Annotated in this window: 23 protein-coding genes; 2 read left to right on the forward strand and 21 right to left on the reverse strand. The window is 56.3% G+C overall.

Features of this window, described 5'->3' with window-relative positions; all coding sequences use genetic code 11:
• Both B5F35_RS05480 and B5F35_RS05485 read left to right on the forward strand, forming a co-directional pair.
• Positions 1 to 182: winged helix-turn-helix domain-containing protein (locus B5F35_RS05480; RefSeq protein WP_140401153.1), on the forward strand; the 182-nt coding region annotated here is incomplete at its 5' end.
• A gap of 335 nt (positions 183 to 517) precedes the next feature.
• Positions 518 to 1,060 (forward strand): GNAT family N-acetyltransferase, encoded by a 543-nt coding sequence (locus B5F35_RS05485; protein ID WP_087238856.1) that lies wholly within the window; start codon positions 518 to 520, stop codon positions 1,058 to 1,060.
• Between the two features lie 24 nt (positions 1,061 to 1,084).
• Here the strand turns inward: B5F35_RS05485 and B5F35_RS05490 are convergent, their stop codons facing one another.
• The 21 genes from B5F35_RS05490 to B5F35_RS05585 all read right to left on the reverse strand — a co-directional run bounded on the left by B5F35_RS05490 (position 1,085) and on the right by B5F35_RS05585 (position 19,775).
• Positions 1,085 to 1,342 (reverse strand): helix-turn-helix domain-containing protein, encoded by a 258-nt coding sequence (locus B5F35_RS05490; RefSeq protein WP_087238858.1) that lies wholly within the window; start codon positions 1,340 to 1,342, stop codon positions 1,085 to 1,087.
• A complete protein-coding gene (locus B5F35_RS05495; protein WP_087238860.1) occupies positions 1,339 to 3,156 on the reverse strand; it encodes a type IV secretory system conjugative DNA transfer family protein in 1,818 nt (605 codons plus the stop codon). Before B5F35_RS05495 ends, B5F35_RS05490 begins: the two co-directional genes overlap by 4 nt.
• A 116-nt stretch (positions 3,157 to 3,272) precedes the next feature.
• The gene (locus B5F35_RS05500; RefSeq protein WP_087238862.1) at positions 3,273 to 4,178 is read right to left on the reverse strand and encodes a DUF3991 and toprim domain-containing protein; all 906 of its coding nucleotides are present in this window, start codon (positions 4,176 to 4,178) and stop codon (positions 3,273 to 3,275) included.
• A gap of 12 nt (positions 4,179 to 4,190) precedes the next feature.
• Positions 4,191 to 6,143: a MobP3 family relaxase gene (gene mobP3, locus B5F35_RS05505; RefSeq protein ID WP_087238864.1), complete on the reverse strand. Its 1,953-nt coding sequence runs from the start codon at positions 6,141 to 6,143 to the stop codon at positions 4,191 to 4,193.
• 3 nt (positions 6,144 to 6,146) lie between these two features.
• Positions 6,147 to 6,848 carry a hypothetical protein gene (locus B5F35_RS05510; RefSeq protein ID WP_087238866.1) on the reverse strand — a complete coding sequence of 234 codons (702 nt, stop codon included), beginning with the start codon at positions 6,846 to 6,848 and terminating at the stop codon, positions 6,147 to 6,149.
• A 25-nt stretch (positions 6,849 to 6,873) separates the two neighbouring features.
• Positions 6,874 to 7,908, reverse strand: a complete 1,035-nt coding sequence (locus B5F35_RS05515; protein ID WP_087238868.1) for a hypothetical protein — start codon at positions 7,906 to 7,908, stop codon at positions 6,874 to 6,876.
• Complete coding sequence (locus B5F35_RS05520) at positions 7,905 to 8,519, reverse strand: hypothetical protein (protein ID WP_087238870.1); 615 nt, start codon at positions 8,517 to 8,519, stop codon at positions 7,905 to 7,907. The genes B5F35_RS05515 and B5F35_RS05520 overlap by 4 nt, the downstream gene beginning before the upstream one ends.
• Positions 8,516 to 8,773, reverse strand: coding sequence for a DUF6103 family protein (locus B5F35_RS05525; protein WP_087238872.1), 258 nt, complete (start codon positions 8,771 to 8,773; stop codon positions 8,516 to 8,518). The genes B5F35_RS05520 and B5F35_RS05525 overlap by 4 nt, the downstream gene beginning before the upstream one ends.
• 14 nt (positions 8,774 to 8,787) lie before the next feature.
• Positions 8,788 to 9,981, reverse strand: a complete 1,194-nt coding sequence (locus B5F35_RS05530; protein WP_087238874.1) for a hypothetical protein — start codon at positions 9,979 to 9,981, stop codon at positions 8,788 to 8,790.
• Positions 9,981 to 11,744, reverse strand: a complete 1,764-nt coding sequence (locus B5F35_RS05535) for a VirB4 family type IV secretion system protein (protein ID WP_087239056.1) — start codon at positions 11,742 to 11,744, stop codon at positions 9,981 to 9,983. Before B5F35_RS05535 ends, B5F35_RS05530 begins: the two co-directional genes overlap by 1 nt.
• 145 nt (positions 11,745 to 11,889) lie before the next feature.
• Positions 11,890 to 12,471 (reverse strand): hypothetical protein, encoded by a 582-nt coding sequence (locus tag B5F35_RS05540; protein ID WP_087238876.1) that lies wholly within the window; start codon positions 12,469 to 12,471, stop codon positions 11,890 to 11,892.
• Positions 12,468 to 12,860, reverse strand: a complete 393-nt coding sequence (locus tag B5F35_RS05545) for a hypothetical protein (RefSeq protein WP_087238878.1) — start codon at positions 12,858 to 12,860, stop codon at positions 12,468 to 12,470. The genes B5F35_RS05540 and B5F35_RS05545 overlap by 4 nt, the downstream gene beginning before the upstream one ends.
• A gap of 1 nt (position 12,861) precedes the next feature.
• A complete protein-coding gene (locus B5F35_RS05550; RefSeq protein ID WP_087238880.1) occupies positions 12,862 to 13,119 on the reverse strand; it encodes a hypothetical protein in 258 nt (85 codons plus the stop codon).
• A gap of 61 nt (positions 13,120 to 13,180) precedes the next feature.
• Positions 13,181 to 13,516, reverse strand: a complete 336-nt coding sequence (locus B5F35_RS05555; protein ID WP_087238882.1) for a hypothetical protein — start codon at positions 13,514 to 13,516, stop codon at positions 13,181 to 13,183.
• A 117-nt stretch (positions 13,517 to 13,633) separates the two neighbouring features.
• Positions 13,634 to 14,968, reverse strand: coding sequence for a DNA cytosine methyltransferase (locus B5F35_RS05560; protein ID WP_442856431.1), 1,335 nt, complete (start codon positions 14,966 to 14,968; stop codon positions 13,634 to 13,636).
• Complete coding sequence (locus B5F35_RS19145) at positions 14,883 to 15,572, reverse strand: DNA cytosine methyltransferase (RefSeq protein ID WP_242969411.1); 690 nt, start codon at positions 15,570 to 15,572, stop codon at positions 14,883 to 14,885. Before B5F35_RS19145 ends, B5F35_RS05560 begins: the two co-directional genes overlap by 86 nt.
• Positions 15,569 to 16,468: a conjugal transfer protein TrbL family protein gene (locus B5F35_RS05565; RefSeq protein WP_087238884.1), complete on the reverse strand. Its 900-nt coding sequence runs from the start codon at positions 16,466 to 16,468 to the stop codon at positions 15,569 to 15,571. Before B5F35_RS05565 ends, B5F35_RS19145 begins: the two co-directional genes overlap by 4 nt.
• A gap of 95 nt (positions 16,469 to 16,563) precedes the next feature.
• Complete coding sequence (locus B5F35_RS05570) at positions 16,564 to 16,989, reverse strand: hypothetical protein (protein WP_087238886.1); 426 nt, start codon at positions 16,987 to 16,989, stop codon at positions 16,564 to 16,566.
• A gap of 9 nt (positions 16,990 to 16,998) precedes the next feature.
• The gene (locus B5F35_RS05575; RefSeq protein ID WP_087238888.1) at positions 16,999 to 17,346 is read right to left on the reverse strand and encodes a DUF3852 domain-containing protein; all 348 of its coding nucleotides are present in this window, start codon (positions 17,344 to 17,346) and stop codon (positions 16,999 to 17,001) included.
• 20 nt (positions 17,347 to 17,366) lie between these two features.
• A complete protein-coding gene (locus B5F35_RS05580; RefSeq protein ID WP_087238889.1) occupies positions 17,367 to 19,124 on the reverse strand; it encodes a DUF8193 domain-containing protein in 1,758 nt (585 codons plus the stop codon).
• 66 nt (positions 19,125 to 19,190) lie between these two features.
• Positions 19,191 to 19,775 carry a DUF6550 family protein gene (locus B5F35_RS05585; RefSeq protein WP_087238891.1) on the reverse strand — a complete coding sequence of 195 codons (585 nt, stop codon included), beginning with the start codon at positions 19,773 to 19,775 and terminating at the stop codon, positions 19,191 to 19,193.
• Positions 19,776 to 19,811: the final 36 nt, after the last annotated feature.

The raw sequence follows: 19,811 nt of genomic DNA on the forward strand, positions 1-19,811 counted from the left end.
TGACCTACGCACAGATTTACGAACAGGTCTGGGGCGATTTCACTACAGGAAACGAAAACAATACGATAGGTTTTCATATCTGCAACCTGCGCGAGAAGCTGTATCGGGCTAATCCAGATGCCCCGTTCTACATTCGCTCCGTGCGGGAAGTCGGATACTGCCTGGATGTCGATGAACCGTAATTCTACCGCCAGTTTCTTTCACATGGATATCTTTTCTCTGATCTAAAGCTCCGTTAGAGTGAGTCCTTCTGGGTGGTTCACAATGAACCACCCCTGGGTTCAGCAAATATGCGCATCTCTCCCCTGGCGTGGGATCAGTATTATGGCGCTTGCAATTTTGCATATTTTTACTTATAATGAAGGCAAATCATCGGAGGACAGTACACCGTAGTGTAGGGGATCGTAAGCAAAATGCTTGCAGGCCGCCTGTCAGATAAGATGTCGAGTGAGCTCGGTTATTACATTTGTGTAATAGCCGAGCTTTTTTATTTTAGATTTTAAGGAGGCTACACAGAATGAATACGAAAAGAGTCCGACTCATCCCATTTTCAGAAGAAGATCGAGAACAATTCATTTTAGATAATCAATGGGCATTCAAATATGGGGCGCTGTTGGAATTTGGGAAAAGGGATGACCACTTAAACTGCGATGGTGAGATTATTTCCCGCAAAACGATTGAGCAGTGTATTGATGCAGCAGACAACGAGACTTATCGCATTGTAGTCGACGGAAAAAAGGTCGGCGGAGTGATTCTAAAAATCGACCACATGACGGGACACAACCATCTGGAGATCCTATTTACTTCTCCAATGATGCACAGCCAAGGTATTGGTTATGAAGCGTGGCAGGCCGTGGAGGCACTTCATCCAGAAACAGTTGTATGGGAAACCTATACACCATACTTTGAAAAAAGAAATATTCATTTCTATGTCAATAAATGCGGCTTTCACATCGTGGAGTTTTTTACGGCACATCATGCAGATTCGCAGATGCCAATGGATGGTAATGACTCTGAGGGGCCAGACGAAGCATTCCGTTTCGTTAAGGTAATGAAGTGACCATCCATTTGAAAAACCTACTCCTTACAGGATAATATACAAATTTGATGTGCTGCTCCCGTTTGCCCTGTGCCGGGAAGCCTTTTTCAGATAGCCGTGCTGCTCCAGATCGTGCAGCGCCCGCTTGACCGTGGAGCGGGACAGCTTCATGTCCGAGGCAATGGTCTTAATGCCCGGCCAGCACTTTCCCTCGGCATCGGAGCGATCCCGCAGGTACATATAGACCGCCTTCGCCCTGGAGGGAAGCTCAGTGTCGGCGTAAATCGTTCCGAAGTAACTCATCGTTCCTCCTCTCCGAATGTCTTCATTTGCTTTCCTCTTTTTACAGCCCTCTCCTGAGCCGGAGCATGGGCGATGCCGCCCCGGCTGGATACCGCATAGCCGCGGCTTTCGTCCATCTCCTCCGGCTCACTGAGCTGCGGAAGATTCCGCTCCAGATCCACCCGGTTGGCATAGGCCACCGCTCGGTTGGCTCTCTCCGGCACCACATACGGCTCCCCGAAGGTAATGCCCCAGTTTAAGAAGAGTTGGAGCCGGGTCCGCATGGGATGAGTGCCGGTTTTCATGACGATAAAGCTGCCCTTGGGAATGGATTTCAGCTCGTCGGGCGTCAGCAGGGCGCGCTCCATCATCTGCAGGCTCTGGCTGGGATCGTTCTTGCCACGGCTCACCGAGCCGGAGAGGACGGTGCGGCTGCCCAGGGCTTTGGACAGCACTTCGGCGGTCTGGCTGTTGGGTGCAAAGCCGCCGAAGATGGTGTCCTGGCAGTTGTCCTGAATGATCTCGCAGCCCTCTTTCCCGTAGTTTTTTTCGAGCTGCGCTAAGGACTGGATGATCGGCACGAGCGTTAACCGGCGAGAGCGTCCAGCGGAGAAAAGGGGCAGTATATCAAACGGGGGCATGGTGCCGAATTCGTCACAGAAAAGCACCACCCGGTTTTTCAGCTTGCCGCCGTTCTCATCGGCCACAGCGAACAGCTCCCGGCTCAGGTTCTGGATCATGAGACCGGCCATGAAGTTCTTGGTTGTGTCTTCTTCCGGCAGGATCAGGAAGATGGCAGACTTCTCCGAAGCAAACTTCTCAGCGTCAATGGCGCTGTCGAAGCACAGGATCTGCTCCAGCTCGCTGTCCAGAAAGGCATTCAAGCGGGACAGCACGGTGGACATGACGGAGGCCATTGCCTGCTCGGCGCTGTTGAGGGCGGCGCCGGCAAACCACCGCGCCTTGTGGTCCGGCGGCAGTTTTGCCATCAGGAGTTGGAAGTGGCTCTTGCCTTTGACCCGGCTGGGCTCCAGAAGATCCTGTACCAGCTTGAACACGGAGACGATATGCCGGCGCTCCTGGGGGTGGTCTTTATCAGGCGGCAGGAACTCGGCCAGCATCAGGATGACCGAGGTGAGAAGCCCTTCCGCCGCATCGTAGAAGAAAGCGTTCTGGCCGCGGTTGCTGTCATCGCCGTCTGGATTGACGATGGTCTTGGACAGGATTTTGGCGTATTTCTCGGCCTTGGCCCGGGCCGCAAGATTGTTCGGGTCATTCCGGGCAATGTCCATATACCGGTTGACCAGCGTCAGCAGATTGTTTCCGTCGGAGCGGGTGGGATTTCGCAGGTCGATCACGGCCACATTCTGATACCCATAGCAGTTCTTAGCGATGGCACCGTAGTTGCGGGCGAGGTCGCCCTTGCTGTCCAACGCCAGCCAGCTCATGCCGCTGGCGCAGGCGTACTCCAAATTGGGATAGAGAAAATAGGCGGTCTTGCCGATACCGGAAGCGCCGATCATCAGGCAGTGGATGTCATCGCTGTCCACGAGGGCGGTTAGTTCGCCTTTCTTACCCTTGCACCCCAGCACCAGCCCCTGCTCCGTGGGCAGGTTCTGGCCGCTGCGCCATTTCTTCACCTCGAAGGGGACATGGGCATAGGTCTGCCGGATCTCTTTGGCTGTGGCCCATCTCGCGGTGCCGTGCTGGCCGTCGCCGACCGTTTTGGATTTGATCCCGCTTAGGGTATAGTAGTGAGACAAGGCTGCCAGGCAGCCGATGACCAGGAACATCAGCCCGCCGGCCGCTAACAAAATCAGGACTTGGTGTGGCATGGTTAACCCCTTTCAGGGCACACCACTTCCTGCTCGGTTCCATACTTCTGAATGCGCACATCACTCTTATTACGGCCTACTTCGGGCGAACAGGAAGTGGTGTGCGTTGTTGTTATTTACTGCATGACTTGTGTGAAGGACGGTTCCTCAGCGGTCAGATCATCATTCCAATCTTTGTGTGCGGGAATGAGCCTTTCCACCGTGTACCTCTCTGCCAGCTGTTCCTTCATGCGCCGGCTGGCCAGGTGACCAGCCTCGTCATTGTCGAGGCAGAGCAGGACCGTATTGATTTGCGGCTGCCGCTCCAGCAGCTTCAGCACTGGCTGAATGGAGGTGCCGCAGCAGGCCACATAGCTGTGGCTTTGCCAGTTCTCCGGATGGAGCGTGATGTAGGAGAGCATATCGATGGGAGCTTCGAACACATAGAGGCTCCCATCTGTGCCGATATGGTGGAAGCTGTGGCGGGGATCGCAGCCCTCCACATTGAGCCGGAAGGCTTTGCCGAAGCTGTTGGCGCTGCGCTTGTGGGCATGGCGGGGGACGCCATCTTCATCCGTACCCACGAAAACCGCATTGTGGTAATCGGCATCTTCATACAGCAGCTTCTCTCTGGCAAAGTGCGCCACAACGCTCCGGTCGATATTCCGGTGCTTGACCAGATAGGCATAGACCCGGCGCATATTGGAATTGGCCGGCGGAAGGACAAAGGGTTTCGGCGGCTCCTCAACCCGTTCTTGGGCAGAGGGATAGACCGTTCCCATCTCACCCCCCAGAAGCATGGTCACCGCCTCTGGATAGCTGAGGTGATAAAACCGCTGCACGAAGCTGACAGCGTGACCGCCCCGCTCCTCGGCATGATCGTACCACTCGTTGCCGCGGATGGTGACGCTATGGTCTCGGGCAAGCCGTTTCTCTCTGCCGGAGGTAAGGAGCTTTTCGCCACGGCAGCGAAGAAACTCCTCCAGATCAACGGAGGCGGCTCGCTGCTTTTGTTCATCTGTGAAATGAATATAGGTCGACATAGGTTCCTCCTGTTACATGGTCTGCTGATAGGATACCTGCTCCTCATGATCATCCGCCTTGTGGCCCATGGCCATCCGCTTTTCCGTCAGCCGCTTGCGCCGTTTGGAATCGATGCGAATCCCTGCCGGATTGCGAGGCGGCATGGAATTGTCCCGGAAGATCCTGCCCATGTGGTGGAGCAGTTTGGTTGCCGCCAGCATGACGGACGGATCTCGAAACTGGTCAAAGCGGTCAAGAAAAAATTGGGCGTATTCATTGCCCTGGGCGGCGGAGCGGGTGAACCAATCCCTGGCCTGCTCCCGATCCTGTTCCACATCCCGGCCCAGGAGATACAGCTTGCCAAGTGTGTACTGAGCAAACGGGTTTCCTTGTCTGGCGGCGGCAGTCAGGTACTCCAGAGCTTTTCTCACATCCTTCTTTACGGACTCGCCGGTGAGACAGAGCTTTCCAAGGCGGTATTGGGCAAACGGATTCCCATGCCGGGCGGCCTTATCCAGCCAGCGCACTGCCTCCCCGGTACGCTTTTGAGAGAGCAGGAGCTTCCCGAGTGCGTATTCCGAAAAGTCATTTTCGGCCTCTGCGGACAAGCGAAACCACCGCTCCGCTTTTTCATGATCCCGCATGGTGGAGAGGTCATCCCGGTAGAACTTTCCCAGCTGATGCGCCGCCATCGTGTATCCTTCCGCCCAGAGCTGTTCCAGCGCCCGGACGGCTTCGGCGTGTTCTTCGTCCAGCGCATAGACATCCTGCAGGACCGTTTTGGCGGCACGATAGCGTCGAGCCTGTTCATATACGCTGTTGGATTGCTGCTCCTCATGTGCCGCTTCCGGCTCATCTTGCATCTTCTCATCTTCAAAAGTCGGGAGGCCGAGGCGGATGTTCTCGGCCTCCCGGATAATATCGTTTTTGATCCGGCGGAACTCTTTCTGCTGCGAGAGCGGGAGCTGCTGCCGCGGTGTGCGGCTGCCATAGCACTCGTTCAGCTCATCCCGGATCTGATTCCAGGTTTCATAGCACTTCGCCACTTCCGGCTGCTGGGCCAGCTCATCCACGATGGTGTCCACCAATGCTTTGAGCGGTTTCTTCAGATAGCCATACTGCTTCTTCCCGGTGGTGGTTTCCAGCGCCTGCACCAGCTGGCGCATCTGTTCCTCGATGACGGGGTTGTCGCAGAGCTGATGCTCCATCTTCTGAATCATCTCCCGCATGGTATCCTGCGCCGCTTCGATCAGCTCTTTATAGGCAACATCCTTCCGCTCGTAGATCTGGATCATCTCATCCCGGAAGATGGTGTTGGTCAGCTTGGAGCGCATGGCCGCAATACCGTCCCTGGTCAGGAAGCCCTCCTTCGGATCATCTGACCAGACCATCATATGGATGTGGGGGTGATGCCCCTCATTGTGGAAAGCCGCATACCAGCGGAAGTGATCAGCCGGTATCTTCATGGCCTTGGCCAGATCCTGTGCGTGCATCATGAGCAGGCCGCGCCATGCGTCCGCATTGTCGTACCCCAGCCGGGCAGCATCCTCACGGCGCAGGGAGTAGATGATGGTCCACACATTTCCGTCGTGAGCTTCCAGCTCGGACATGGCCGCGTCAAGGTCGACTGCGGCGGCGGAGCTGAACAGGCCATGGGCCCCGCGGCGCTCCACACGGGGGCGGGTGGCAATGTAGGACAGGTATCCGCTCTCAGAATTTATTTCGTGGAGGTTTGCATCCAGCGCCATGGTGATGAAGGCTGATGCGGTACCAAGGGTAGGCGTCTTACGGTAATCCTCATACTCGAACAGCTCCACGGCATCAGGGAAATCATGCAGGAGCTTTTGGATCAGCTCCTGTTGTCCCTTGGTGACGGGACCGTTGCCGGTCAGCTTCTCCACACCCTCGCGGGTGGCAATGTATTTCATGTACCCGCCGGCCTTTTCGGATTTGATGTAGCCGCTTTTCTGTACGAGCTTCGCCATGGGTTACACCGACTTCTGGAAGTCCAGCGCATCCTTGAACGAGATACGTCCGTTGGTGCGCTTCATATCCCGGATGGCGCGTCCCCGCAGACGCTGGTATTCGCCTTCGTCGATGTCGGTGTCGTAGGCGATGATCTGCCCCAGCACATTGAGATCCACACCCTGCTTGAACAGGAGCGAGCCCATGCGTCCGGCAAAATTGTCCAGAGTGCCGGTGAGCATGGCGGAGAGTGCTTCGGGCAGGAAGGCGCCGGCGTTCTTCGTGTTCAGATAGCCGATGTAAAACCGGAGCGCATTCTCCACGAATTCACTCCGGCTGGCGCAGTTGTCGAGGCGCAGGTAGATGTCTACCTTCTCGTCCAGATCCTCAGAGATCCAAAACCCCTTCTTCGTTTTTCTGCTTTCGGACTTCAGTAAAACCACTCCTTTTTTCGTCAAGTCCCCGCTGAAAACCCTTGCCACAGCGGAGCTTTTCCGCATCATAGGGTCCAGCAGCTCTTTCCACCCGCCGAATTGTCCCCGCTGCGAAAAGCCGGAAACTGCCCGCACTGCGGGCAGAAGTGGGAGAGCCGGGGGCGGCATTGTCTCCGGCTCTTTCTCCTGCTTCGCTTTCGTCAGCTTTCCGCCCTCTTGGAAAGCGGCCCAAATCCCGCCTGTTTCTCCGGGGTGGGGTACACGGTCGGCTACCCGCTGAAAGCCGCACACAGCGGCTCACAGGGGGCAACGGGGGCTACATCTGCATCTCCGGGGACTCCTGACTCTGCTCCGCCAGATAGTCTGCACTGCACTCCTCCAGACTCTGGCCCCAGTGCTCCTGACAGTAGGTGTTCATCTTGAGGAGGAGCAGAGCCTGCTCCTCGGCGCAGAGCCGGTACTTGAATGCCTCCTCGTCGCCGTTGCCACGCTGCAGATACACCTCCAGCGTGTCACAGACACGACGGGCATCCAGATCGTAGTTGGCATAGATGTTCAGCCAGTCGTCATTTTCGGAGGTGCAGACATCGGTACCGAACACTTCATCCGCATTGAATGATACTTCCATGTAGAACTCCAGCAGGTTGTCGTTCTGAATAATGTCCTCGGCGAAGGAGATGTCCTCGGCGCAGAGCCGCCGACTGCCGGTGAGGTATTCCGGTTCCGGCTCTTGGATGAGCGTTCTCTCCTCCAGACGGTCCAGGAAGATCCGCCATCTTTCATCCGGCGCAGCGTTGCCTTTCTTCATGGCGAAGTAGGCGGCGGTGCTCACATCCCGGATTCTGAACCGCTTCCAGCCATCCATGATGTTGACGGCCTCCATATCTCCGTTGTCGAGGTCGATGTCGTAGACACCCACCACCCGACCGGTGTTGTCCAGCCGCTCCGACACATAGGAGTCGAACTCCACCTGATAGATCCGCTGGGTGCGCGGCAGCGTTTCAACAAAGCGGTGGGGCGCTTCGTCGGGCGGCTTGCGGATGTAGCTGCGCAGACGGCAGGCGACCCGGAGCAGCTCAAGATTTTCCTCGGCCAAAATATAATCGGAGCTGCCGCTCTCCGTGACATGAAAGACAGCGAAGCGCCGTGCGGCCTCCCGAGCCTCCTTCTCCGCCTGCTGCTCCGCCCAGAGCTCATGGCTGATGCGCTCGTACTCCCGCTGAGGAAGCTGGTTGCACATTTCATCAAGGACATTCTCCAGATGCTCCTCCAGTGTTTCCCCCTTCAGTTGTTTGCTCAGAGCGTCGTACCATCGCTCATCGAGCCAGAGTGTGATCTCACGGCCCCTCATTGCATTCCTCCCATTTCCGGCCCGCACTGCTTCATCTCAGGGTACTCGGTCAGGAGATGCCACACGCCGTTTGCGTAGTTGGCGCTGTTGACCGTCTGACTGAGAAGCTCATCGGCAGAGAGCGACATCGTGATACCGGGCACGCCGGGATGCGCCGCGGCACTTTGGCCGCTCATCAGTCCTTCCGCCTGGGCTGCGGTCAGAGGCACGAAGCCGCACGGGGTCATCAGGGAAAAGATGCCGCCAACATGGGTGGCCAGGAAATCACGAACCGTGCGTGTGCCTGCGTCATCAGACAGTTCCTCCCGAAGCGTCCAGACGCAGTGGAGCAGCTCCTCACCATGGGAGGCATCCAGACCATTCTCCGCAATCCAGCGGTCTGCCAGCTCATCCAGCGGCTCGTCCAGCCCCAGCAGAAATCTGGCGTCCTCCTCATTGATGGCGTCCTCGATATTGTCACGGATCAACCGTGCGGCGGTGATCTCCTCAGCGGCATCGATCAGCTGAGAGGGATCGGCTGCCATCCACTGCTTGACCCGGCGCTCATAGTCGGCGCTGATCCGCTTCTTCAGCTCTTTCTTGTAATCCAAGGCGATCTCATCTTTGTTCACTGGATCACCTCCGGTTCCTGGTCAGGCTTCGGTGCGGCGGCTCTCGGGCTGCGCCGAGACTTGCTCGGAGCGGCGGCGCTTACATCGCTCTCATCGATATACTCCCGCACGGGGGCGGGCACATATTTTTCATAGAGCTTCACCAGCGCATCCGTCATCTCACGGTCCAGGTCAAGCTCCTTCTTGCCCATATAGCGTTTGAGCGCAGAGAGCTTCTCCTCGTCGAAGGTGATGGTCAGGTTCACTTGCTTCATTGGCACTTCCTTTCTCAGTCGTAGTTGATGTATTTGATCTGCAGCCAGTGGGTCCAGCCCCGACCCTCCAGCTTTGTTTTCACCACACCTTTTTTGGTATTCATAGCTTCAATCACATAACCGTCACCGATGTACACGCCAATGTGGCCGTCATGCCAGACAGCGAGGCCGGGGATATCCGGCATGGTGTCGATGGTTCCGGATACTGAGGCGTTATAATACATCTGGTTGGCGCCAAGATCCGGCATCCCGTTGGTTCCATACTCGATAGTCATGGTGTCGGGATTGAGCCATCCGTACCCTTTGATCAGGCCCACGCAGTCTGTGGTTCTGCCTCCCAGCCAGTTGGCACGGATGAAGTCCGCATAGCTGCCGACACCGTCAGGGTACTGCTCCAGCTTGTAGGCGAAGAGCGAATCGGTGAGGACACTGCCGTATGTTCCCCAGACATAGCCCCAGCCGGATTCCCAGGCGTGGATGGCGTAGGTTACAAGGTCTGCGGCGTTCTTGGTGGTTGGATCGGTGAAGGCGGAGATATCCAGCTCTATCCTGCTCCCATCCCCTCTGAGATACTCGCCGCTGTAGCTGCCGCCCCCGGCGCTCCCTGCGATCATGGTATAGATATGGTCGATGTTGCTCTTGTCATCTTCCGTGATCTCTCTGCCCAGATGGGCTTCCAGGTTGGCGTAGGCCTGGGACAGAGAGACCGGCACCGCGACGGTGTATTCTTCTTCCTCTGTACTTGTTGTCCCGTCCGCCAGGGTCACTTCCACGGTTCGTGTTCGGGTTTCGGTGGTGTAGAAGCACCCCACGAAGCTGTTCGCCGCCCGTGTGGACGGAGCGTCCTCCCCAAAGCAGAGGGCATAAAAAACAGCCTTGACTCTGATTGGGTCAAGGCTGTTGCCGCTGTCCATCTGCCCGTTGGCCGAGGACACCGCCGAATCCAGAAGAGAAAAGGCCGAGCGCATTTCCTCGATGTGATATCGAAACTCCGCCGGAACTTCTGTGGAAAATTCCGCTCCGTAGAAGCACGCCTCCACCGAGTAGTTGTTATGCTCCGCCCCGCCTGAGCCAAGGGAACAGAGCAAGGCGATTAAAAGAATGACCGGTGAAAAGACTGCTACCAGAATCCAGCCCACACCTTTCCGAGTCTTTTCATTGGTGAGGAGCATGGCGGCGGCCTTTGCGATTGCCGCAGGTACCGCCATCAGCGACCACCTGCCGATCCGAAGAGTTTCTCCTTGTAGGCCGGGGCGTGAACCTCCAGCAGATATCGTTCATTGCCACACTTGTACAGGCAGACGCCGCGCTGCGGGAATTTGATTAGATTGTATTCCGACTCCTCCAGCTGGAGCATATCCATGTAGGACCGCTTGTCGATAGAACCGGCGTTGAACAGGAACTGGTGAGGCGGGATGCTGAACAGGGGCTTGGTCATCTCGCGGACGCCCTCCTGATCGAAGTCCTCCAGGTTCTGACTGGCCAGCAGCATCGCCGATTCCTTCTTCCGTACACGCTTCAGGCAGTTTCGGATGTACTCGATGGCGGTAGGGTTGGACAGCCAGATATACAGCTCATCCAGAGCTGCCACGGTATTGCCCACGGTCAGAAGCTTGTCGGACATGAAGGACAGTACATTGAAGAGCATGGCGTTGCGGACATTCTTGGCGGCACTGAGCATTCCCTTGACACCGAACACCAGGAAGCGGCTGGAGGTAATGTTGGTATGCCCATTGAAGAACTGGGCGTCGGCGCCCTTGCACATGGAGTGCAGTCCCAACAATACCTCTTGCAGGAGTTTTTGGGTGTAGAGCTGGTGCTGACCAGCGTCGTAGGTCTTGAACTCCTCCTCAATGAGATCATAGAGGTCGGAAAGGATGGGATAGTCCTCCGGGCGCATCCGGCTGAAGTTGGTTTGCTCGTTGATGCCGAATTTCCGATACAGCTTGGACAGCATGATCTCGATGGTATCGATATGCGCGTCGCTGAAATCCTTATAGGCCCGGAAGAAGTCCTTCAGGAAGGAGATGTGCTGGGCCAGCAAGGTGCTTTTGCGAAAGGCCTCCGGCGCATCGGTGGCGTTGGGGTCACCACCATCATCCCAGCACTTGGGTTCCAGCACATTGATGATGTACTGTCCGGCCATGAGGTCAGCAAAACAGCCGCCCACCGCCTCGCACATTTCCTGCTGTTCGTGTTCAGCATCCAGAGAAATGATGGACTTGCCGGACTCCAACAGGTTCAGAATGAGCAGCTTCATGAGATAGGACTTGCCCTGACCGGAGTTGCCAAGGATCAGGATATTGGCAGAGGTCTTGTCCTCATCCCGCTGGTCGAAATCCACCAGAATGTTGCTGCCGTATTTGTCTTTGCCGATGTAGAAGCCCTTGGAATCCAGCTTGCCGGAGTAGTTGAAGGGATAGAGATTCGCCACGCTGGAGGCGGGCAGTACTCGTTCAAACTGGATGCCGAATGTGTTGTGACCGCAGGGATTGACGCAGCGGAAGCCCTGCTGCTGACGGAGCAGGAGCTTATCCACATTCAGCTTGCTCCGCACCAGCTCCGTCAGTACATCGGTCTGGAGCAGCTTGAGGTTGTTGTAGTCGGATGCGGTCAGCTCGATGTACACGGCGCAGTGGAGCAGAGGCTCACGGTTTCGGTGCATGGTGGCCACCAGGGTGGCCACATCCTGAAGGTTGCTCTCGGCGGTGACCGTCTGCTGCAGGTCGTTGGTGTTGGAGCTGTTCAGGCGGTTCTTGTTGGCGGCGTTCTGAATGATGCGCTTTTCCTCAGCCGGAGTGACCTGCCGGGTGTAGATCCGCAGGGTGACGCCGTCCTTTTCTCCCAGATGCCGGAGGATGGCCTGCTCATCCGTGCTGGTCGGGTATTCACGAAGCGCCCAGACGCAGCGGTAGGTGTTGCCGCAGATGAAATGATCCGGCATGAAGCTGACCACAGAGGGGGCGATCATATCCAAAAAGGATTTGATGGATGCCTCCTCGCAGCCTTGCGGAACAGGTCTTTTCGCTTTCTTTGCCAAAATGGATGCCTCCTATTCTCCGTGGAGGCATCCCGGCCATGGAGTGGAACACCTCCACGGCCTGTGATGAATTGATTTACTCGCCCACGATGACCCAGCGGTCGCCGTCGTAGTCCTCGAACTTCTCGGTAGTCACATTCTGCTCGAAATAAACGCCCAGCATCCGCTTGAGATCCTGCTCGGTGGCGCGGCGGGTGGTAAACCCATTGTCATTGATGCTCTGCTCGATGCGGCTGAGATACGGGAACACATCCGTTTCCTTTTCGCTTCGCAGCCGGATGATGATATAAAACTCCCGGCTGGAAGCCATCAGCACCTGGATGCGATCCAAATGCTTGCTGTCCTGCTCCAGAAGCCGCCGGATTGCAGGAAGCTCCTCACTGCCCATGCGCTCCTGATAGAAGTTTTTGTTTCGCTCAAAGGACTCCTTGGAGTTGAGGGCCAGCATCTCAATTTCCGCCTGCCCCTTGACCACATTCAGCAGGGCGTAGATCCTTGCGCTGATGCTGGAATCGGACAGGACGCTGATGTTGGTGGGCTTGATGATGAAAAAGACCAGGTCGCCCATGCGGGTGGCGATGCAATAGTCCTTGATACCATCGATCCCCATGAGCTGCCGGGTGGATTGGGCGGCATTCTCTTTTTTCTTTCTGTTCATAGCTTCATTCCTCCTTGGGGAAAGCTGGGCGGGAAAAAGCCGGTACAGCGCATGGTGACACAGCAGGTCACCCGCCTTGGGTTCTGGCTGAACCAGTATTTTGCCCTGGCATTCTTGGCGCTGTAGCAGAGGGACTTCTCGCACAGAAGGCCGCCCACATAGCTTTTCAGCAGGGCACGCAGGCTGCGGAAGCCATAATAATATCTGCCGTCCTGGCTGCGGCAGCTCCACTTGTTCTTGGCATCCTGCCAGAAGAAGGCGTTGTGGCACTCCCACCGCTTGCGCTTCCGGCTCCACCGGAGCGTCAGGGAGGCGGACAGATCTCGCTCCTCAACTTCCGGCAGGCCGATGATCTCCTCGTTTTCAAAGGTCGTGTCGGCATGGAACATATCACATTCTCCATTCATAGAATTGCTGTTTGGTGATCAGGAAGGCAATCGCATAGCGAATGAAATCCAGAATGCTGGTTCCATCAAAGCGGATGCTGAGGAAGGCATAGACCGCCGTGAACACCAGCGGGATAAAAATTCCGGTCTGAGTCAGCGCCAGGATAGAGACCAGAAGCCCTACGCCAATGACGCCTACATCTCTGAGCTCCCAAAGCCACATCATGGCCTTGGCAGTCAGGTTGTCGGGGTAGATGTACAGGGTATTTCACCTCCAAAAACAAGCCGCTGGGGATGCTCTCCCCAGCGGTCGGTGCGGCATTTTATTCTTCAGACATCTCTGCGGGCTGGTTCTGCGCTTCATACGCATCCAGCGCCTGCTCGATGAGTCCGATGACGAATTCTTTCTGCGTGATTTTCCTGCCGTGCTTCTTTTCTGCGGCGATGAAATTCTTCAGCCGCTGATCCAGCTCCTCGGTGATCTGGAATGCGAGAGTCTTGGTTGCTGCCATGGTGATTTTTCCTCCTTCGAAGCGTTCTTTGAGTACCAACTCCACATAATCACCCAGAGTCTTGAGGCCAAGCTGTTCCTTTTCCTCGATAGCTTTGGCATGTAAATTTTCCGGGATCATACCACAGAGATTCTTCTTTGCTTCCATGGGTGGCTCCTTTCTCTGATTTTGTAAGCAAAGCATACTGTGACCGGAGTGAAATAGCTATTCACAGAACCCAACGAAGAAGCAAGCTGCAAACGAAGCATAAGCAACAAGCATGGCTCAGCCGGCGAGAAGCACCAGAGCAATGCCCTGGAGGACATAGTCCACACATGGAATGGCCACGCTGTTGCCCAGCGCCTTATACCGGGAAGAGTCCGAGGCGTTGGGAATGTCAGTCCACCTGTCCGGAAACCCTTGGAGCCTCTCACACTCCAACGGCGTCAGCCTGCGGATGAGCCGTGGCTGATCTGTGCCCTGCAGCACCAGGTCTGTGGCATCCTTATGCTGGCGTGCGCTTTGGGTACTGGTTACCTCACCGTCCTTGAAAATGTCGACTCGCTGTCTGCTGAACACGGCATGGTGGTCGGTAGCAGTCAGCGTATAGGCAATGCCTTCCTGATAGCCGATCCCGTTGCCGCCGTTTTCAGGCTTTCGGTCGATGGCGTTTCCGGTGATGCAGAATACTTGCTCCTGCTCCACAAGCGGGACATTGTTGCCGCCTGTACCATACCGTGCGGACATGGTGGGAGCGACCCGATGGGGGCCGGTGTAGCGGGAATCAATGCCGTGGTTCTCGTAGACCAAGGGCTGATGCCCGTGTTCCTGGGCTCGAAGTGTCCCTGTGATGTCCAGGCTGCACTCCATCACGCTGCCGCCTTGGTCGTTCAGGCATAAGATGGATGGCATACAGTTTCCGCTGGCGCTGCCTTTCAGCGTGGGGGCGAGTTCTTCGCCGTAGCCGATGCTTCCGGCAGAGGCTCCAGCTCCTGCAGAAAAGCCAGCAGTCAGGACACAGGGATACCCCTGCCCGGCCTGACCGCCGCCTGCACTCAGGGATGTGTGCCGTTCCGGCGTCAGGAAGCAATCGCCGTTTCCCTTCGCCACGACCCCTTCGGCGATGAAAGCCTGCTGCTTCATTCCTGGCTGGGCGCCCAAGGCTCCGGCCACATCGTGCAGATCTCTGACCTCATCCCGCTGATTTGCGGCAAAGGCAATCGGCTGTATAAGGCCGTTGCGGCCAGTGGACATTCCGCAGTTCACGCCAAGGGTGGCCGCGACCGAGCCAGTCAGGTCACCGTTATAGCCATCGAACCCTTCGATTTCCGCATCGTCCGGCTGGGTAACAAAGGTCTGCATCTGCATATTGTTTGTCGCCATCAGGGCACCGGAAACTCCGTGCAGATCGATGCCTTCATCACGCTGGTTGATATGGTATGCCTCCAGCGGGGTGGATCTGCCATCCGGCGGAGCAACCCCTGACTGGATCTCCAGCGCACGATTGAGTTTTCGGGGCAGCTCTTTCCCGCGTTCAAAGGCTCTGCGCAGGATGCCCAGGCAGGCTTTCCTGGTCAAATAGTATTTGTCCGGCGGATCGTCCTGCAAAATCTGCGACAAGGAAGATTCTTTTTCTTCTCTGGGGGACACCCCAGTATTGAGCGTCGAGGCATCTCCACGCCAGGGAGAAATCAGTTCCCAGTAGAATTCGCCCAGCAGATTCCCAGCGCCCGGTGTCAGGTCGAGGGACTGAAATACCACTGACTTTAATTCGGACGATCTCCTCGAGGACGATCCGGAAATCCTCTCCTTTTGGGGTTCCGCTGGAGAAGGCTCCTGGAACATTCTCCCACACCATAAATCGAGGTCGTATATCGAGAGCTGCTCGGCCTCGTTGTCTATCCGCATCTCTCATCTCCTTTACGATTCGAACCTGTTCCATAAAAAGACCGGAGCGTTCACCGGAGAGACCGGCACGGTTTCCGGCCACAGATAAGTCCTGACAGGGCGAGCCGCCGCAGATGATGTCCACCGGCGGCAGCTTTGCTCCGTCAAGCTTTGTAATGTCGCCCACATGTGCCATGTCGGGGAAACGAATCTTTGTCACCTCAATGGGAAAGGCTTCGATCTCGCTTGCCCACACAGGGACAATGCCGTTGTGAATGGAGGCCAGTGGGAATCCCCCTATCCCATCAAACAGGCTGCCCATCGTCAGAGTTTTCATTTGGCTACCGCCTGAACGATAGTCCTTGTGGTGCTGACTGCGGCTTGGGCGGTATAGACCGCAGACATGATATTGGCTCTTGTGGTGGTATCCAGGCCAAAGGCTCCGGCGATGCGGGGGATCTCGCCGGCGGACAGCATCAGACCAAGGCCAAGGAGCGCATGGTCCTTGAATACCATGAGTCCGGCGATAAGGATGGTGGATTGCAGGAAGGCGGTCAGGCACAATCCGATGATCTGCTTGCACCATTGGATGAAACCATCCGTATAACCGCGTGGGACGCTGAACATATAAAGGCTGCCCACTGCAATTTGAATGAGCAGAATGCCGCCGCGCTTCAGGTTTGCAAAGAAAACCTTTATCACGGCGTAGGCCATCAGAATGATGCAGAATAAAAGCATGATTGGGCTGGTGATGGAAGCAAAGCCGAAGTATGAGCCGGTGGTCATTCCAGTCAGCGAATCAATGCCACTGAGTGAATCCACAATCTCGGTTGCCGCCTCGCCGATGGAGGTGCCATATCCTGTGATCCCCGCGGTGAGGCTTGCCTGCAATGTAACGGAAAGCTCATAGAGCCGAATCGGCACAACCGTAAACAGGCTCACCGCCATAAAGCCCTTGATGGCACACAGAGCAGTTTCTTTGAGGTTCCCTCTGCCGGAGGAATACTCGATGCCGCACTCAAAACAGGCCACCACAAGACCGGTCACATAGAGCGCCCAGGCCAGATAAGAGAAAAACAGTACAATGCTCTGCACCCAGCTGAGTTCGAACAGCTCGACGCCCATGTTGCCCATCTCGGCGAAAAAGTTTCCGAGAAAGCCCATGACCTGACCGTAGATCCAATCCACGATCTGACCGAGGATGGTGTCGGCAACAAAATCCCAAATAAACAATGGTTCGTTCACCTCTTTTCGGTGTGAGGCCGCACCAACTGCTTGGGATAAAAGGCCAGGGGCCGTACAGCTGGTACGGCCCCTGGGTCAGTTCTTTACATGGTCTGCTGCCACTGGGGGTCAGCGGTTTGGGTTTGCTCCTGAAACACCTCCAAATAATCCGACACCGCATCCGTGAGCTGCTGGTAGTCCTGGCTGTTGGGATGGTAGACATACCAATCCGCTTTCCCATAGTCATCCCAGATGTAGGGGGTGATCCCACTTTTGAAGTTAGGGTTGCTGGTCTGCTTTTTGCCAAGGATATCTGAAAGATTCAGAAGCAGCACATCCACCTGGCCCTCGTTCCGATTCAGAATGGAAATGCGAAGGGCACGGTATTGATTTGCCACGATCCCGGTGACGAACTGGATTTTTGCCCGATTCAGCTCATCGAGACTCACATAGCAGGCCCGGCCTACATAGGTAGCATCCGGATACTTTGGGGCAACGATCTTGTGAAGCTCCTGTTCGAAAAAGTTCATATACCCTCCTTAGATTCCAATGATGCTCCAGAGATACATGGGCGCAGTGAGGGTAAACACGAGACAGGCAAACAGGATGGCGGGAGCCGCCCACTCGAACTGGCCGGATTTTCTGTACTCGAAGTAGGCGGTGCCCAGCTTGGCGAAGAAGAATACGGCAAGGATCAGGTCGATGGCGGGAAACACCACATTGTCTACCACCGACTTGATCTGAGTGGATGCGGTGGACCAGGTGCTTTCGACGGCGCCGGCCACATCCCCGGTACCTGCGGCGAGAGCTGTGGTCGCCATGAGGCAGGTCATTGCCAAGACCACGACAAGCATAACGATTAGGCGCTTATAGTTGAATTTACGCATAGATTTCCTCCATTGTATTATTAAGTTGTGGGGGCGATATGCCAGTCCTCCCAAAGGTCGCCGGAAATCCGGAGGGAGTCCGTCAGGTTTAGCGACAGCATTCCCGCCGGCGTCCAGCAGTCCAGGAGCCAGGTGTACGGCGTATAGCTTCCATCGGGATACCATATCGGTGTGAAATGGGTCGGCCGGTTATAGGTGCTGTAGGGGTTGTCCTTGAAGGTGAAGGTGGAGCGTTTGCCGCTGATGCTTCGGTCCAGGAGCCTCCAGAAGCCTTCGTAGTTGAACTCCGGGAAGTAGGTCACCGCATTCTGCGCCGCAGTTACGGCAGAACTCTGCGTGGTGCTGACGCTGGCCGTAACGCTCTGCTGGATGCCGTATCCGCTCTTGAGCGCAGAGGAAGATGCCGTGGGCGACAGGCTGTCCGGCGTGATGACCATGGTTGCCGTCAGGCTGGCTGTGTAGGCGTTATAGTCAAACTCCCACCAGCCCTGATCCTCCCACCAGCCGTTGTCCACCCAGTGGTACCAGCGATCCGTGTGGGATTTGCCCTCGCTGTCCGTCCACCGATCCGTGTGCCAGCACTTCTCCCAGTTTTCAACCCACACCCAATTCTCCTGCCACCAGGGAGACCAGATGCCCCAGGAGGCGGAGGACACTTCTTCTTTCTCTGGGATATCCACGAGGGTGAAGGTGTCGTTTCGGTCGTCGGCCACGGGATTGGGCGGGTCGTTGCCGTCCAGATCCACAATGTTGGCGGTGATGGTGCTTTGTGCCGTGCCTCCGCCCAGCACCCTGACCTGAATGGTGCAGACACAGGGTTCATCGGGGGTATGCCATTTTACCCAGATCAGCTGGCTGTCGCCGTCCGGATAGTACACATTGCTGACGGTATAGGTGCTGCCTTCGATCACAAACTGCACGGTGACCGGGTTGTCCGGGTCTGACTGCCCGCCGGACACCTCCACCGAGGTAATGACATCGGTGTCCACCCGGTATTCGTAGTCAAACTCATCCACCTCCGGTTCCTCCACCTCATCGTTGAAGCGGACGATGCCGATCCCCAGCGAGGAGATGATCTGCTCGTTACTGACCTTGCTGGTAGTGCTGCCTGACCACGCAGGATACCCGAGGTCAGCTTCCTCCAGGAAGATAGCGAGCGGGAGATTCTGATGGGTCAGCGATCCCATCCAATAGCGCAGGTCACCGCTGACCACCTGGTCGTACAAAGCAGCTTCGGTGGCTGTCATTGCAAACTGCTGTCCGTCATAATTCAGGTATGCAATCGGCTCGATGATGATTTTGTAGTCGCCATTGACCAATGTATCGAAGTCCATGCCGACATAACCTGCCAGAGAACGAATGACCTGTTCATCCGTGAAGTAGCTTCGGATGGCCTCAATGCTGGCCGAAGATGACCCCGAGGAAATGATTCTGGGTAAACTCTGGGAGGGATTTCGATAAGAATAACCGCCCACAACCGGCGATAGTGACGCACCACCGTTATATGTGAGTTTGCAGACCTTCCCGAAGTGGATGATACCTGTAGAGGGCGTTTTGTTGGTGAGATCAACCGGCGTTGTCACAACAGCATGGCTTTCAGCGTTTATCACTGTAACTCTCACACCGTCCATGCCGGGATTCCAATAGCTTGAAGAATTGCCGCTGCCCATGTTGCCGCCACCGCCATCGATATTTCCCTCGCCGGTGGCGGCAAACGCAGGCATAGCCGTTCCCAGAAGGAGAGCGAGGGATAAAAAGAGTGCGAGAATTTTTCTCATGCAGGACTCCTTTCGGCAAAAAAAGGGCGCAGCCGCTTCCGACTGCGCCATGGGGATGTGGGGAGCTTACTCGCCACCCATAATCCCAATCTTATTCCCGTTTTCATACATATCATCCAGAGTGCCGCCCTGGTTCTCACCGCTGTTTTCCACATAGCCGAAGCCGGGTACATAGACCTGACCGGAGCTGTTGGTGCTTCCCGCGGCAGGCTCCGTTTCGGTGGGAGTCACTGTGGGAGTCTCCTCATAGGTGGGCGGCGCCTCATCCTCGGTCTTGCGCTCCTCCTCCGGCACATCCGTTCCGTCGTGGTCATCCGGCAGCGTGGTGGTGCCGGCGGGTGCTTCCGGTTTTTCGGGGGATTCCGGCTTTACAGGATCTGCCTGGATGGTCTGCTCCAGGCCGCTGGAGTCCGCACCCTGGGCGGGATCGGTTTCGGATGCGTCCGGCGTTTCCACCTGGACATCCAGATCAGTCTGGCCGTTATTGTCGATATCCACACTGGGATTACCGCTCTGGGTGGGATCATCGGAAACCACACCGGAAGAAATATCGGCATTGCCGCCGAACCGGACGGCGATCCCAACGGCCGCCGCAACGCAGAGCAGGCAGCAGACGGCGATGAGGACGATCCTCTTTGTCTTGTCTGTCATGGTGTATGCCTCCTTGGTGTATTTCTTGTTAATGGG

Origin of the sequence: Anaeromassilibacillus sp. An200, from assembly GCF_002160025.1 — a bacterium.
Classification (GTDB): Bacteria; Bacillota; Clostridia; order Oscillospirales; family Acutalibacteraceae; genus Caccousia; species Caccousia stercoris.